Origin of the sequence: Labrenzia sp. OB1, from assembly GCF_001624695.1 — a bacterium.
Lineage (GTDB): Bacteria > Pseudomonadota > Alphaproteobacteria > Rhizobiales > Stappiaceae > Roseibium.
Genome location: NZ_JSEP01000014.1, coordinates 84,196 through 98,539 on the forward strand (window position 1 = coordinate 84,196; position 14,344 = coordinate 98,539).

The following is a 14,344-nucleotide window of genomic DNA, read 5'->3' on the forward strand; positions in this document are numbered from 1 at the left end:
CTCAATCTGACGCTCAGCTATCCATTGACCCGGCTGACGCTTGAAACATTCGGTTTGGAACGAAGTTGATTGATGATCCGGTTCAGGTGCTTCAGATCCCAGACTTCCAGATCGATGATCATTTCATGGAAATCATGCGCCCTCTGGATCATTTTCACATTGTCGATATTTCCACTGTTTTCACCGATAACCTGGGCGATTGTCGCCAGTGAACCCGGTTCGTTGGCCGCCGAGATTTCGAGCCGCGCCGGAAACCGCTCCGGATTATCGACGTCTATATCCCATCTGACATCCACCCAGCGCTCCGTCTGGTCATCGAATTCCTTCAGGGAGGGTGACTGTATGGGATAGATGGTCAGGCCTTCCGACGGGGTCAAGATGCCGACGATGCGGTCACCGGGCACCGCGCCGCTGTCGGGAGCGTAAGTGACCGGAATATCACCGGACAGGCCTCGGATCGGCAGGGCCGGGCCATCCCCATTCTCGTCGGCGGGGCCCGATACCTGCGGCTCGTGATCCAGTTCGCCCGGCGGAATGCGGAACTTCAGGCCATGCCCCTGTTTCAGGTCGAACCAGCCTTCCTCCACAGGAGGGCCGGATATCGCCACGCGTTCGTCCTGATAGTCGGGATGCGCGGATTTCAGGACCGCTTGCGCACTCAGGTCACCGCGGCCGACCGCGGCCAGCAGATCGGCGACGCTGGCCTGATGATGTTCGTCCAGAACGGCGTCCAGAAGGTCTTCGGAATAGGCTTTCTCGGCGCGGGCGAAAGCGCGCGTGAGGATATGCTCTCCGAGGGTGCCATATTGCTTGCGCACGGATTCCCGAGTCGCCCGGCGGATGGCTGCCCGCGCCTTGCCGGTGACGGCGATGGTTTCCCAGGCGGGCGGCGGCGTTTGCGCGGGAGAGCGGATGATCTCCACCTCGTCACCGTTATGGAGTTCGGTCACCAGCGGCATGATCTTGCCGTTGACCTTGCAGCCGACGCAGGTATTGCCGATACCGGTGTGGACCGCATAGGCGAAGTCGATCGGCGTCGCGCCGCGCGGAAGGGCGATCAGGCGGCCCTTGGGCGTGAAGCAGAAGACCTGGTCGTGGAAAAGCTCCAGCTTGGTGTTTTCCAGAAACTCTTCGGGCGTATCTCCCTGGGCGAGCAATTCCGTTGTTCGCCGCAACCATTCGAAGGCACGGAAGTCCTCCGAGTAATTGGCAATGTTGCGGCCGCCGAATTCACCGTCCTTGTAGAGAGCGTGGGCGGCAATCCCGTATTCGGCCACCCTGTCCATGGAAATGGTGCGGATCTGTAGCTCGACGCGCTGGCGGGAAGGGCCGACAATGGTGGTGTGGATCGATTTGTAGTCGTTCTGCTTCGGTGTCGAGATGTAGTCCTTGAACCGGCCGGGAACGGTTGGCCAGGTCGTATGGATGACACCCAGAACCCTGTAACAGGCCTCAACCGTGCCGACAGTCACCCGGAAGCCGTAGATATCAGACAGCTGCTCGAAGCCGATCGCCTTGCGCTGCATCTTGCGGAAGATCGAGTAGGCGCGTTTCTCCCGTCCCTTGACGAGCGCCGCCATGCCGCGCTCGCTGAGCCGTTCCGTGAGAGTGGTTTCGATCTCGAGGATCAAATCCTTGTTGCGTTCGCGCAGATCTCCCAGTCTTTCGGTAATGGTCTCATAGGCTTCCGGATTGAGCGTGCGGAAGGAAATGTCCTCCAGCTCCTCGCGCATGTCGTGCATGCCCATGCGCCCGGCGAGCGGCGCATAGATCTCCATGGTCTCTTCCGCGATGCGGCCGCGCTTGTGCTCCGGCATATGGTGGAGCGTGCGCATGTTATGCAGACGGTCCGCCAGTTTCACCAGCAGCACGCGCACGTCGTCGGCGATGGCAAGCAGAAGCTTGCGGAAGTTTTCCGCCTGGTTGGCCTTCTGGGACACCAGGTCGAGGCGCTTGATCTTGGTCAGCCCTTCGACGAGCTTGCCGATTTCCTCACCGAACAGGCTGTCGATTTCCGATCGGGTGGCATCCGTGTCCTCGATCGTGTCGTGCAGAAGCGCGACGGCAATGGTCGCGTCATCCAGACGCAGGCCGGTCAGGATAGCGGCGACTTCAAGAGGATGGGAGAAATAGGGATCGCCGGATGCGCGCATCTGGCTGCCGTGCTTTTGCATGGCATAGACATAAGCCTTGTTGAGCAAGGCTTCGTCCGCTTCCGGATTGTAGCGCGTAACCCGTTCAACGAGTTCGTATTGACGCATCATGGCAGCAACCGAACCCGGCAACCGGCCGGGAGATCAGCAGAATGAACAAAAAAGACAGGCCGAAGCGCCGGAAGGAACCGGGCGCGCTTCAGGCCTGCCTGTGACGAAAAATCAGACGTCGTCGGTTCGCTCCGGCGGAACCAGGCCTTCAAGGCCGCGCAGAAGGTCTTCTTCGGACATGCGGTCGAATTCCACCGCGCCGTCGTCGACGGCATTGACCTGGGTCACCTGATGCTGATTTGCGGAAGGAACGACCGGCACGGCCTCTGCTTCCGGCTCATCGACTTCCACAAACTTCTGCAGCGAGTGGATCAGATCTTCTTTCATGTCTTCCGGGCTGACGGTCTGCTCGGCGATCTCGCGAAGGGCAACGACGGGGTTCTTGTCGTTGTCGCGGTCGATCGTCAGCGGAGAACCGCTGGAAATCATGCGAGCGCGATGCGCAGCAATCAGTACCAGCTCAAACCGGTTTTCGACCTTGTCGATGCAGTCCTCGACGGTCACGCGCGCCATTCGACGTCTCCATAGGTTTAAGGAACTTGAAGAAACAGCGTATAGTGTTCACGTTTCCAAAAAGCAACCCCCCGCCAGATCTGATTGGCGATGTGTGCTACATTGGTAGTGGGCTGTGGCTTTTGGCCGAATTTTCATTGGCTTTTTTCAATTCGGCACTCGCTTTTGCGTTGCGGCTGTCCAATATAATAGTGTAGGGCACCTGTGCGGACCAGCTAAGAATCAAGGACCGTTTGGGAAAAACAAAAATATAAGCTGTTTGAAGTTGCGAAAATTAGCGGCCTCAATCCGGCAAATATGTGTTGTTTAAAGTATTGGACAAGCAAAGACAGGCTGCGGGAAGCCTGCGTAGCCGTCACAAATTCAAAAACAGCACATATCACTCTGAAAGGTTTCAAATAGGATGTTTGACGCTCGAGAAAAGGTTGCTTTGTTCATTGACGGAGCCAACTTGTATTCGACGGCCAAAGCCATCGGTTTCGACATCGACTACAAGCGATTGTTGAAAGAGTTCCAGGGACATGCCTACCTTCTGCGCGCATACTATTACACCGCGCTGATAGAAGATCAGGAATATTCCTCCATCCGTCCGTTGATCGATTGGCTGGATTACAACGGCTACAAGGTCATCACGAAACCGGTGAAGGAATTTGTTGATAGCGCCGGGCGCCGCAAGGTGAAGGGCAACATGGATATCGAGCTTGCGGTCGATGCCATGGAACTGGTCGAATCCGTCGATCACATCGTCCTGTTCTCCGGTGACGGCGACTTCCGGTCGCTGGTCGAAGCGTTGCAGCGCAAGGGCCGCAAGGTCAGTGTTGTCTCGACCCTGAAAACCCAGCCGCCGATGATCGCCGACGATCTGCGCCGGCAGGCGGACCACTTCATCGATCTGGCAAGTCTTGCCAACAAGATCGGCCGCGACCCTTCCGAGCGCCCCGTGCGCCCGCAGATGGCAGCGGACGTCGATGACGATGACGAGGATGACGACTACTAAGGTCGGCAAATGAACTTCGCGAATGCAGATATGGGACCGGTCGACCCGCCATCGGGTTGTTCGGGATGTCCTCGGCTTGTCGGTTTGCGCGAGGAACTGCAGGGGCTGCATCCCGGCTGGCACAACGCACCGGTTTCCTCTTTCGGGGCATCGAAGCCGCGTCTTCTCGTCATCGGCCTGGCCCCGGGAATGAAAGGCGCCAATGCCACTGGCCGTCCGTTCACCGGCGACTATGCAGGGGATCTGCTCTACAAGACCATGCTCGACTACGGATTTGCCGAGGGAACGTATCGTGCCCGGCCCGATGACGGGCTGGCGCTGACCGACGCCCTGATCACCAATGCGGTTCGCTGTCTGCCACCGCAGAACAAGCCGACCGGCGAGGAGATCAGGACGTGCCGGCCCTATCTGCTGGCGACACTGTCAGCCAATCCGTCCATCCGGGCGGTTCTGGCGCTCGGGCGCATCGCCCATGAGACCTTTCTGACCGCACTCGAGCTCAAAAGGGCGCGATATCCCTTCGGCCACGGCGCGCAGCATGAGTTGCCCGGATACGGGATGGACCTGTTCGACAGCTATCACTGCTCACGCTACAACACCAACACCGGCCGCCTGACGGAAGAGATGTTCAGATCCGTCTTCGACAAGATCCGCCGGCATATTCCGTGAAAGCAGCGCCTTGCTTCTTCCGTCGAGCGGGCAGTGTCATTCCCTGACGTTCGCGTCCGCGTCGACGACCGCCCAGCCGTTCGGCCCCAGATGTTCCTGCGGCCGGAAGCGTGCCTTGTAGGCCATCTTGGCCGAGCCTTCGACCCAATAGCCCAGATAAACGTATGGCAGACGCAATCTGCGCGCCCGGTTGATATGATCGAGGATCATGTAGGTGCCGAGCGCGGTGTCCTCATGGGCCGGATCGTAGAAGGAATAGACCATCGAAAGCCCGTCGGAGAGCTGATCGGTGAGCGCAACGCCGAGCAGCGGGCCGTCTCCGGTTCCGGTCAGAAAACTGTCCGGCCCCCGGCGGCGGTATTCGAGCACCAGTGTCTCCACATGGGTGTCCTCGACCATCATCGCGTAATCGAGAACGCTCATCTCCGTCATGCCGCCATTCTCGTGTCTGGCCAGCAGATATTCGCGGAAGAGGTCGTACTGTTCGGCTGACGGGCTCGGCGGAAGGCGCGCGCCGACGATGTCCGCTCCGGACTTCCAAACGCGCCTCAACGATCTGGTCCACTTGAAATCGTCAACTCGGACGCGTACGGAAACGCAGGCTTGGCATTTCTCGCAGGCCGGCCGGTAGGCAATGTTCTGACTGCGGCGGAAACCGCCCTGGGTCAGAACCTCATTGAGCGCCGGAGCACTGTGGCCGACAAGATGCGTGAAGACCTTGCGCTCCTGGTGGCCCTCGAGATAGGGGCAGGGCGCAGGCGCCGTCAGATAGAACTGCGGATGATCCGTTGGGTGCCGTGTCACCGTTTTGTCCCGCGAAACCTCAAGGCCTGACCCCATGCCAGAGAGCAATGAACCATAATCAGGGCGCTCCGGTCTGCCTCCACACTTACAATCCGTAATACCATGGTGCGACCAGAGAGAAGGTCAACCATAAAATTAGAGCCAGCGGTGCGCCAGCGCGCACGAAATCTATGAACCTGTAGTGACCGGGCCCCATGACGATCAGGTTGGTCTGATAACCGATGGGGGTGGCGAAGGAACTGTTGGCGGCGAAGATCAGGCAGACCACGAAGGCTTCCGGCCTCTGGCCGATCTGCTCGGCCAGATTGATCGCGATCGGCGTGAACAGAACGGCCGCCGCATTGTTGGACAGGAAATTGGTGAGCAGCATCACGACGAAGAACAGCGCCGACAGCATCACCGGCGCCGATGCGCCGTGCAGCACATAGACCATCGCCGAGGCGATGGCTGTTGAGCCGCCGGTCGATTCCAGCGCCACCGCGCCGGCGAGCGAGGCGCCGACCAGCATGAAGATCCGGCTGTCGATGGCGCGCAGCGCCTGACGGACGTTCAGGCAGCCGGTCGCGATCATCGCGAAGGTCCCGGCCACGGCGGTCGACACGATAGGCACCAGGCCGCTGGCGGCAAGCGCGACCACGCAGGCAAAGATGATGAGCGCGTGCGGGGCGTAGCGCCGTCTGGGCAATTCCGTGGTCGACCAGTCGAGCAGCAGCACGTCGCGGTTGCCGCGAAGGCGGCCGATCTCGTCTTCCTTGCCGGCGACCAGAAGCACGTCTCCGGCCTCCAGGCGGATGTCGTTCATCGCCATGCGCGGCATGCGGCTGCGCCTCTGGATGCCCATCACCAGGCAGCCGGTTTCGCTGTAGAAGCCCGATTGCGGCAGGGTTCTGCCCATTAGACGCGAGGCTGGCGCCACGACCACTTCCGCCAGGCTTATGGATCCGGGCGTTGTGGCGGAGGGCTCTCGTCCGGCGACATTGCCGTCCGATTCCGCCTCCATGAGCGGCTGCCGCTGGGCAAGGGCATTGGCGAGTGCGGTGCGTGTCGCGGCAACGATCACCGTGTCGCCTGGCGACAGCACGACATTTTCGAACGGCGGCAGGAGAGGCTTCTGGCCCCGCTGTACGAGGCGCACGGTCATGTCCTTGAGTTTGGGGAACATGCCGGAAACCGCCTCGACCCCGACCAGTGGGTGGCCGTAGGTGATCTCGATCTGTGCGATGAACTGTTTGCCGGAAGTGGCCTGAAACTCCTCGGCCATGGTCTTTCGGGTCTTCATGAGGCGCGGCATGAGGAACAGGACGTAGAGCGCCCCGGTGCCGGCGACAATCAGGCCGATGGGCGTGAAAGAGAAAAACGTCAGTTGCAGACCGGAATGCTGCGCGGCGTAGTTGGCGACCAGAAGGTTGGTGGAAGAACCGATCAGCGTCGTCATGCCGCCAAGGATCGCGATGAAGGACAGCGGCATCAGCACGCGGGCGGGAGATTGCCCGACGGTCGCCGCGACAGCAGTCAGGATCGGCAGGAACATCACCACCACGGGAGTATTGTTCAGAAACGCACTGAGCACCGCGACCACGAGCAGAATGGGGATCGCCGCCCGGTGTGAGCGGCCGCGCGTCATCCGCACGATGGCTTTGGCGGGCCCCTCCAGCGCATCTGTCTGGAACAGCCCCTGGCCGATGATCAGCAGGCAGATGACGGTGATCAGCGCCGGATTGGCAAAGCCGGCCAGAAAATCGGCCGCCACAACAGGCGAACCGTCCGGATTGCTGACCGGAAAGATCGAAAAGATGACGATAAAGGCGGCAACGGATCCGAGCGCGATGGTTTCGATGGAATAGCGCTCAATGGCGTAGAGAACCACAGTCGACGCAATTACCAGAAAGGTCAGCGTCATCGCAATATCAACTGCTTCCATTCACCTGCCCAAGAACTTCATCGCCGAACCTGACGAACGCCCACTTTAAAGCAGGCGGTCGCGGTATTGAAAGAGGCAAGTCACCAGATTGTCATAGCCGGATTGTTATAGCCAGATTGTTAAAGATTGCACTGGGCCGGGCAGGAGAGTGGTGTCTTCGCGCAAAAGTGCCTGCCGGTGCAAGGACGCAACCGGATCTGGCAGGTTGCATCACTCCGGCGAGAACTGGTGTTCGCGAAGCAAACCACCGGCTTGGCGGCAGGCACAGGTGGCCCTGCCGGTTGACGGGCATACCGCCGGCGCTATGTCGAAGAGAGCTGCCGGGAATGACCCGCCAGTGGAACCCTCCGGCCGCAGGCGCGTTGAACCTGTCATGAACATTGTTGATTCACACCCTCCGCAGCACCGGCAATTTCCGGCCCCGGTATTTTTCATCGTCGCTGTTGTCGGTGTCGGAATACTGATCGGCACCCTGTCCGCACCCGGGCCGTGGTATGAGGCGCTGCGCAAGCCGCCGTTCAATCCGCCCAACTGGATCTTCGCACCGGTCTGGACGGTGCTCTACGTGTTCATCGCCATTGCCGGCTGGCGGGTCTGGCGCAGGACGCCTCGAGGCACGCTTCCGGGGGCCTGGGCTGCGCAGATGCTGCTTAACTGGTCCTGGACGCCGCTGTTCTTTGTGCTTCATCAGGTCTGGGCAGCATTTGCCGTGATTGTCCTGCTGTTCGCACTGGTTCTGGTTTTCATCGCCCGCGCCTGGAGCACCGACCGCACGGCCGCACTGCTGTTCGTGCCCTATGCGGCCTGGGTCGCCTTCGCCGGGCTTTTAAACGTCTCGATTGCCGTTTTGAACTGAACAAGTACGAATCATTCTCCTACGAGAAAGACACGCTTGAAAGGAAGCGCGACGACCTTCAAGGCCACCGCACGGCATCAGTTGTTGCAGTACTTACTTGCAGGGGTAAACGGTGATCTGGCAGTGGGCGCTGTCCGGGACCCAGGTGAATTCGCCGGCAGTGTTGTCCTTTGGATAACAGAAGAACCCGTACTTGCCGTTCGTGTCCGGGTGTGCCGCGGCATGCATGGCCTTCACATAACCGGTGTCGCTCGGACTTTTTGCGGTCGATTGCGTCAGACTTTGCCAGCCACTCCAGTTGCTTTCGCTGCTGAACAACTGTGTTCCGCTTTTGGGCAGGGAAGAAAAGAAGCTCTTGTAGCTGGTTGGCACCCAGGGACCGATTTTATTATCTGGCAACTCACCTTGCCAGGCGGTGTTGGGGCCGATGACGCGATGAATTCCGTTGGGAAACTGACCCCATTGGGTCTTCACGTGTTTCAGCGGCCAGATCAGGGCGGACCAATCATAATCCTTCTGCTCACCCAATTCTTTCAGAATCGATTTGAGGCTTTTCGGGCCGTACTCGTGCCCTGCGACTGCGCCCTTGTAGGTGCCCAGGTCAGAGAACAGGATCGTCACCGGGTAGGAGAAGACGTCGATATAGGAGAGGTCGACAGTGTATCGGTCATTGCCGGGGTCATAATTGTATTCGGCAAAAGAGAACATCACCGAACCGTCCACCCCTAAATTGAAGGGGTCGGGTGCGACATCTTTTTCAAGGCTTTCCTTCAACCTCTGCCCGGCGAAATAGATACGCTGTTCGGCGTCGGGCTCCAATTTTAACGAAAGCGTATCGTTCTTCTTCAGTGGCCCACCACCCAGTGGCTTGACCTTGGACTTCGAACCGTAATTGAAGTCATAGACATAGAGGTCCTTGCCGGACTGGTTCGATATCTCGAATTTTGTCGATGTCATGCGTTGCTCCTTTGAGGTAACCGCTCGAGATTTCGCTCAAACTCTAGACTTCGTGCCGCTCGGTGAGCGGAGCCTTGAACGCGCTACAAATTCTTTGCGAAAGACTGCTTCCTGCAAAGTGGCGTGAATGACGGTAATCCGGCTCGATTCGGTAAAATATACAACCAAAAATAGAATCTCTTTCCCGCTTTCGCGCGGAAGGTCTCCTGAGCGTCGCAGTTCACCTGTTTCAATTGTGGCAATAGAGGCTTCAAGGGAGCGAAATTCGGATCGGCGAAGGTTGGGGTTTCCCAGTCCCGATCAGGATGGCGGTTGGTCAAACCATCGGCAATTTGTAACGCGATCGGCACATTGTTTCTGATCGCACTGTGAGGAAGGACGTCATTGTAGACCTGACACCGCTCCCCTAATCACAGCGGGCCGTCATGCCTCCATCAACCACGATCTCGGTTCCTGTAATAAAGCGGGCCTCGTCGGAGGCGAGGAAGAGCGCCGCGTTGGCGGTGTCGCGGCCGTCACCCATGAAGCCGAGGGGAATGCGGGCGAGGCGGCTCTGGAGAAGGGCGTCGATATCGCCGTCCGCGCGCTGTCCAGCCAGTCGGGCCTCGACCATCGGGGTGTGAAGTTGACCCGGCACCACTGTGTTGACGCGGATGCCGCGCGCGGCATATTCGACGGCGGCGACCTTCGAGAACTGGATGACGCCGGCCTTGGTCGCCGCATAGGCCGACTGGGCGGCGCCGGTCCAGCGCATGCCCGAGGTCGACGAGGTGTTGACGATGGCCCCCGAACCCTGTTTTTCCATCACCGGCAGAACGGATTTGCAGGTCAGGAAAACGCTCTTCAGGTTGAAGTCGATCTGACGATCCCAGACTTCCTCGCTCATTTCCACCGGGCCACCCTTCGCCGAGCCGCCGACGTTGTTGACCAGGATATCGACCCGCCCAAAGCGAGCAACGCAGGCTTCCACCATGGCGACCACGGCCTTGCCGTCGGTGATGTCGCAGATATGGCCGTGAATTTCGCCGGCGTTCGCGTTCACAGTTCCGCCGTCGGTGCTCTTTGCTCGCTCAAGGGTTTCCTTCAACGCGTCCGGATTGAGATCCACCGCAAAGACCTTCGCGCCTTCCTCGGCGAAGCGGACCGAAACTGCACGGCCATTGCCCCATCCTGGACCGACGCAGCCCGCGCCGGTGACGATCGCAACCTTGTCCTGAAGCCGTCCCGCCATCGTTCAGGCCGCAAACCGGTAAAAGCGCAGGGGATTATCGACAAGCAGCGCCTGCTGCAACTCCCGTGTCGGGGCGATCTCCGGAATAAGATCGACCAGCACGCCGTCATCCGGCGGCAGACTGCGGAAATTGGGATGCGGCCAGTCGGTGCCCCACAGCACACGGTCGGGGAAGGTTTCAACCAGTTTCCGCGCGAACGGCACGGCGTCTTCATAGGGCGCGTCGAGGCGCGAGGCCCGCTCGCCGCCGGAAACCTTCACGTGGATGTGGCGGGTTTCCATGAGGCGCTGCAATGCATTGAACGGCACCTGGTCGAGACCCCGCGAGGCGTCTATCCGGCCCATGTGATCGATCACCACGGGCACGCTCGCCTTTGCAAGGCCGGAAGCCTTTTCGGCAATCAGGTCGCTGTCCATGTGAATTTGCAGGTGCCAGCCGAATTTCGACAACCTGTCGGCGAGCCTCAGAAGGGTGTCCATTGAAGCGCCGCCCTCGAGATGCGCCATGTAATTGAAGCGGATGCCCCGGAAGCCGAGTGCGTGGTGGCGCGCGATCTCGTCGTCCGGCACGTCGGCGGGCAACAGGGCAATGCCGAGGTATCTGCCCGCGCGGGCGGAAATCGCATCGGCCGTTGCCGAATTGTCGAAGCCGTGGACACCGGTCTGGACGATGACACAGCGCTCGATCCCGATCATGTCATGCAAGGCGAAGAGCTTTTCCTTCGGCGCGTCGCCAGGCTGCAGCCGGCTTTCAGGCGCATAGGGAAACCGGTCGCCGGGCCCGAAGACATGACAATGCGTATCGCAGGCGCCCGCCGGCATGACGAAAGACGGCTTTCTGGGAGCCGGATGATAGGTGATCGGAGCCGTGTTCATGGCTTTCCTCGTTGGAAAATTCAGGCAGGCGTGACTTCAGGTGACGGACGTCTATTCAAGTTCCGGCGGCAGACCCTCGGGAGGGGGGACCTCGAAGACATTGATGGTCATGGAAATCAGGGTGTAGTAGCCGAGGATGCCTGTCAGATCGACGACAGCCTCATCGCCGAGCAGATCCACGGCCTGCTTGTAGAGCGCATCGCTGACCCGCCGTTCCGTGTGCAGCGTCTTTGAGAACCGGTAGACGATCTCCTCGTCGGCCTCATCGAATACCGGTTCGCCGCCGGTGCGGATCGCCTCGACGATCTGCGGCGCTATCCCGGCCTTGAGGGCAACCGGCTTGTGGGCCGCCCATTCATATTCCGACATCCACACCCGCGCGGTCGCCAGGATGGCGAGTTCCGACAGGCGCGGCGGGAACAGGCTGTCATACCGGCAGTAGCGTCCAAGTGCCTGCGCACGGTCAGCCAGGTCCGGGCGGTGGAGCCAGACGGCCAGCGGACCGCGGACCTTGCCGCGCGGACCGGATTGGATCGCTTCAAAGACTTCCTTCTGCCGGGATGTCAGGTTTGCAGGATCGACTGGTGGCAGGCGTGTCATGTCACGGCTTCCTCAGGTCTGCGGGTCATGTTGAAGGCGGGTTCCGCAGCGGCGAAACTTTCCAGCCAGTTTACGAGCTGTGGGTACCGACCGCGCCATTCCAACGGTTTGCGCCAGTCCAGGTAACCGAGCGCGCAGGCAAGACTGATGGAGACGACACCGGTCTTGTCCGGATCCGGTGGCTCCGCAGCCATCACGGCTAGACCGCGCTCCACCTTGCCGCGCTGGTGCGCAAGCCAGGCTTGCGAGACCTGCGCGGGATCGCGGAACCGCCCCTCATAGACCATCAGCAGCGCCGCGTCGGCGATACCGTCGGCGAGCGTTTCTCCGGTCAATGCTCTTGCCCGGTCCTCCGGGTCTGCAGGAACAAGAAGGTTCCGGCCCGACCAGGCGTCCAGGAATTCGATGATGACGCGGCTGTCGTAGAGCGCCGTGCCATCCGTGAGGAGTAGACAGGGCATTTTACCGAGCGGGTTCTGCAGGCGGAGGCTGTCCGTTTCGCTTCTTGTATCGGCGGGTTCCAGATCGATCTTGTGCGACAGCCCGAGGACCTCCATCGCGATCCGGACCTTGCGTCCGAAGGGTGACGTCAGAGTTGTGCGAAGGATGCGCGGCGCCGCGCTCTGTTCGCTACCGGGTGTCGGGGAAGCGTTCAAACTCATCTCGGCGGCCTCACTTCATCGTCTGCGGCAGGTAGAGAGCCAGTTGCGGGAATACGCACAGAAGGATCAGCATCACGAAGCCCGCGATCACGTAAGGCACCAGGCCCTTGAAGACTTCTTCCAGACTGACACGACCCTCGGAGGCTGCCTGGACAACGAAACAGTTGATGCCGACCGGTGGCGTCACTGCACCGATTTCCACGAGCAGAACCACGAAGACCCCGAACCAGATGGGGTCGAACCCGAGGTTCATCATCACCGGATGGGTGATCGGCAGGGTGATCGCCAGCAGCGCCGGTGCGTCCATCATCATGCCGAGTACCAGATAGATTCCGACTATGATCGCAACGACGACCCAGCGGTTGACGTCCAGTGTGGTCAGGAAGTCGCCGAGTGCATTGGCAACGCCGCTGATCGCCAGGAATTTTGAAAAGATCAGCGCGCAGATGATGATCGCAAAGATCATCGCCGATGTGCGGATGGTATCCAGAAGCGTCTGGTTCAGCTTGAGGGCCTTGAGGCTGCGCTGCCTGACAATGGCCAGGAGCAATGTCAGCCCCGCACCGATGCCGCCTGCTTCGGTCGGTGTGAAAATCCCGAGATAAAGTCCGGCGATGATGCAGACGATTACAAGCACGAGCGGGCCGGCGAGGCGCAGCGAATAGACCTTCTCGCGCAGGGTGGATTCGGTTCTCACCACAGGTGCCAGGGCGGGATTGCGCAGCACCGTGAAATAGGTGGCGAAGCACAGAAGGACGGCGAAAACCACCCCGGGAATAACCCCCGCGATCAGAAGTCCGCCGATGCTGCTGTCGGTCAGAATGCCATACACGACGACAAGCGCGCTCGGCGGGATCATAACCGCCAGGGTACCTGCGATGGCGATGGAGGCGGACGCCAGGCGCTTGTCGTAGCCCCGTGCCAGCATCTCCGGCAAAGCCAGTTTCGTGAATACCGTCGCCGTTCCCACGCTCGAGCCGGAGGCCGCGCCGAAAGCCGCCGCGCCGATGGTGGTGGAAATGGCGAGCCCGCCCTTCAGGTTCCCGAGCCACTTGCTCGTGGCTTCGAACATGTCCTCGCCAAGACCGGCACGCATGGCGAAGAAGCCCATCAGCAGGAACAGGGGAATGACGCTGAAATGGAAGCTGTGGGTGGTGTCGAAAAACACCGTTGAAAGCATCGCGGTCGCACCCTTGACGCCGACGATGGAGGCCAGGCCGATGGCGCCGACCGCCCCAAGCGCGACCATGACGTTGACGCCGAGAAGTATGGCGGCGAAAAGCGCGCCGATACCGATGAGACCGATTTCAAGACCTGTCATTTCGAGGCAAGCTCCTCAGCCTGTTCAGTGCCTGTCGCCTCGCGGACGAGCCCGAGAACATATTGAACCGCGAGCAGGGTCAGGCCGAAGAAGACCATGAATTTCACGGGGTAGAGCGGATAGCGAACGGCACCCCATTGCTGTTCGCCGATCACATAGGAAGCGAGTGTGTAGCCCCAGGCCGCATAGGCACACCAAGCAAAGAAGGCCGCGCCAAGCGCAAGTGCGGCGAGGCGTGCGATCTTCTGGAGCCCGCCCGGCAGTCTCTGGGTGAGGAGCACCACGCGGATGTGGCCGCCCTCATATTGCGTCAGGGCCAGAGACAGGAACACGAGCACCGTCAGCATGGTCTCGGTGATTTCGAAGGCGCCCGACACCGGGGAATTGAAGAGGAAGCGGGAGACAGCGTTGGCGATCACCAGCATCATCATCGCAAAGGTCGTGTAGCCGGCAACCAGCCCGCATCCGTAGAGAAATCTGCCGTAACCGCGCCAGATCCTATCGAACAGCGACATCGTTGATTTCTCCGAAAAGTGAGACCTGCCCGGGGGGGATCATTGAGTGTCTCCCGGGGCGTCCATTTGACGTTCCCGAGGCGTGCCCCGGGGCGGCCCAGGAGACAGCGAGAGGCGGTAAAACCGTCTCGGCCATCTGCGGGGGGGGGGGGCGCCCC

General features: G+C 60.3%; 14 protein-coding genes. 3 read left to right on the top strand and 11 right to left on the bottom strand.

The window, feature by feature from the left end:
- Positions 1–17: 17 nt before the first annotated feature.
- Both OA90_RS18160 and rpoZ read right to left on the bottom strand, forming a co-directional pair.
- Positions 18–2,264, bottom strand: coding sequence for a bifunctional (p)ppGpp synthetase/guanosine-3',5'-bis(diphosphate) 3'-pyrophosphohydrolase (locus tag OA90_RS18160; RefSeq protein WP_068415204.1), 2,247 nt, complete (start codon positions 2,262–2,264; stop codon positions 18–20).
- A gap of 111 nt (positions 2,265–2,375) precedes the next feature.
- A complete protein-coding gene (rpoZ, locus tag OA90_RS18165; RefSeq protein ID WP_068415207.1) occupies positions 2,376–2,777 on the bottom strand; it encodes a DNA-directed RNA polymerase subunit omega in 402 nt (133 codons plus the stop codon).
- A 403-nt stretch (positions 2,778–3,180) separates the two neighbouring features.
- On the opposite strand from rpoZ, the gene OA90_RS18170 reads away from it, so the two are divergent.
- Together OA90_RS18170 and OA90_RS18175 are read left to right on the top strand one after the other, a co-directional pair.
- The gene (locus OA90_RS18170) at positions 3,181–3,774 is read left to right on the top strand and encodes an NYN domain-containing protein (RefSeq protein ID WP_068415210.1); all 594 of its coding nucleotides are present in this window, start codon (positions 3,181–3,183) and stop codon (positions 3,772–3,774) included.
- 9 nt (positions 3,775–3,783) lie between these two features.
- Positions 3,784–4,443: a uracil-DNA glycosylase gene (locus OA90_RS18175; protein WP_068415213.1), complete on the top strand. Its 660-nt coding sequence runs from the start codon at positions 3,784–3,786 to the stop codon at positions 4,441–4,443.
- Positions 4,444–4,479: 36 nt separating this feature from the next.
- Here the strand turns inward: OA90_RS18175 and OA90_RS18180 are convergent, their stop codons facing one another.
- Positions 4,480–5,247: an arginyltransferase gene (locus OA90_RS18180; RefSeq protein ID WP_068415403.1), complete on the bottom strand. Its 768-nt coding sequence runs from the start codon at positions 5,245–5,247 to the stop codon at positions 4,480–4,482.
- Positions 5,248–5,332: 85 nt separating this feature from the next.
- Positions 5,333–7,168, bottom strand: a complete 1,836-nt coding sequence (locus tag OA90_RS18185; protein ID WP_068415216.1) for an SLC13 family permease — start codon at positions 7,166–7,168, stop codon at positions 5,333–5,335.
- Between the two features lie 373 nt (positions 7,169–7,541).
- Here OA90_RS18185 and OA90_RS18190 point away from each other — a divergent pair, with 373 nt between their 5' ends.
- On the top strand, positions 7,542–8,024 hold the full coding sequence (locus OA90_RS18190) for a TspO/MBR family protein (protein ID WP_068415218.1): 483 nt from the start codon (positions 7,542–7,544) through the stop codon (positions 8,022–8,024).
- 93 nt (positions 8,025–8,117) lie between these two features.
- Here OA90_RS18190 and OA90_RS18195 read toward each other — a convergent pair whose 3' ends face one another.
- The 7 genes from OA90_RS18195 to OA90_RS18225 form a co-directional block, all read right to left on the bottom strand.
- Complete coding sequence (locus tag OA90_RS18195; RefSeq protein ID WP_068415220.1) at positions 8,118–8,981, bottom strand: hypothetical protein; 864 nt, start codon at positions 8,979–8,981, stop codon at positions 8,118–8,120.
- Between the two features lie 406 nt (positions 8,982–9,387).
- Entirely contained in the window at positions 9,388–10,212 is an 825-nt protein-coding gene (locus tag OA90_RS18200) for an SDR family NAD(P)-dependent oxidoreductase (RefSeq protein ID WP_068415222.1), read from the bottom strand.
- 3 nt (positions 10,213–10,215) lie between these two features.
- Complete coding sequence (locus OA90_RS18205; RefSeq protein WP_068415224.1) at positions 10,216–11,088, bottom strand: amidohydrolase family protein; 873 nt, start codon at positions 11,086–11,088, stop codon at positions 10,216–10,218.
- A gap of 51 nt (positions 11,089–11,139) precedes the next feature.
- Positions 11,140–11,688 carry a carboxymuconolactone decarboxylase family protein gene (locus OA90_RS18210; RefSeq protein ID WP_068415227.1) on the bottom strand — a complete coding sequence of 183 codons (549 nt, stop codon included), beginning with the start codon at positions 11,686–11,688 and terminating at the stop codon, positions 11,140–11,142.
- Positions 11,685–12,350, bottom strand: a complete 666-nt coding sequence (locus OA90_RS18215; RefSeq protein ID WP_068415230.1) for a glutathione S-transferase family protein — start codon at positions 12,348–12,350, stop codon at positions 11,685–11,687. The genes OA90_RS18210 and OA90_RS18215 overlap by 4 nt, the downstream gene beginning before the upstream one ends.
- Before the next feature lie 10 nt (positions 12,351–12,360).
- The gene (locus OA90_RS18220) at positions 12,361–13,671 is read right to left on the bottom strand and encodes a TRAP transporter large permease (protein ID WP_068415237.1); all 1,311 of its coding nucleotides are present in this window, start codon (positions 13,669–13,671) and stop codon (positions 12,361–12,363) included.
- Entirely contained in the window at positions 13,668–14,186 is a 519-nt protein-coding gene (locus tag OA90_RS18225) for a TRAP transporter small permease (RefSeq protein WP_068415239.1), read from the bottom strand. Before OA90_RS18225 ends, OA90_RS18220 begins: the two co-directional genes overlap by 4 nt.
- Between the last annotated feature and the right edge of the window lie 158 nt (positions 14,187–14,344).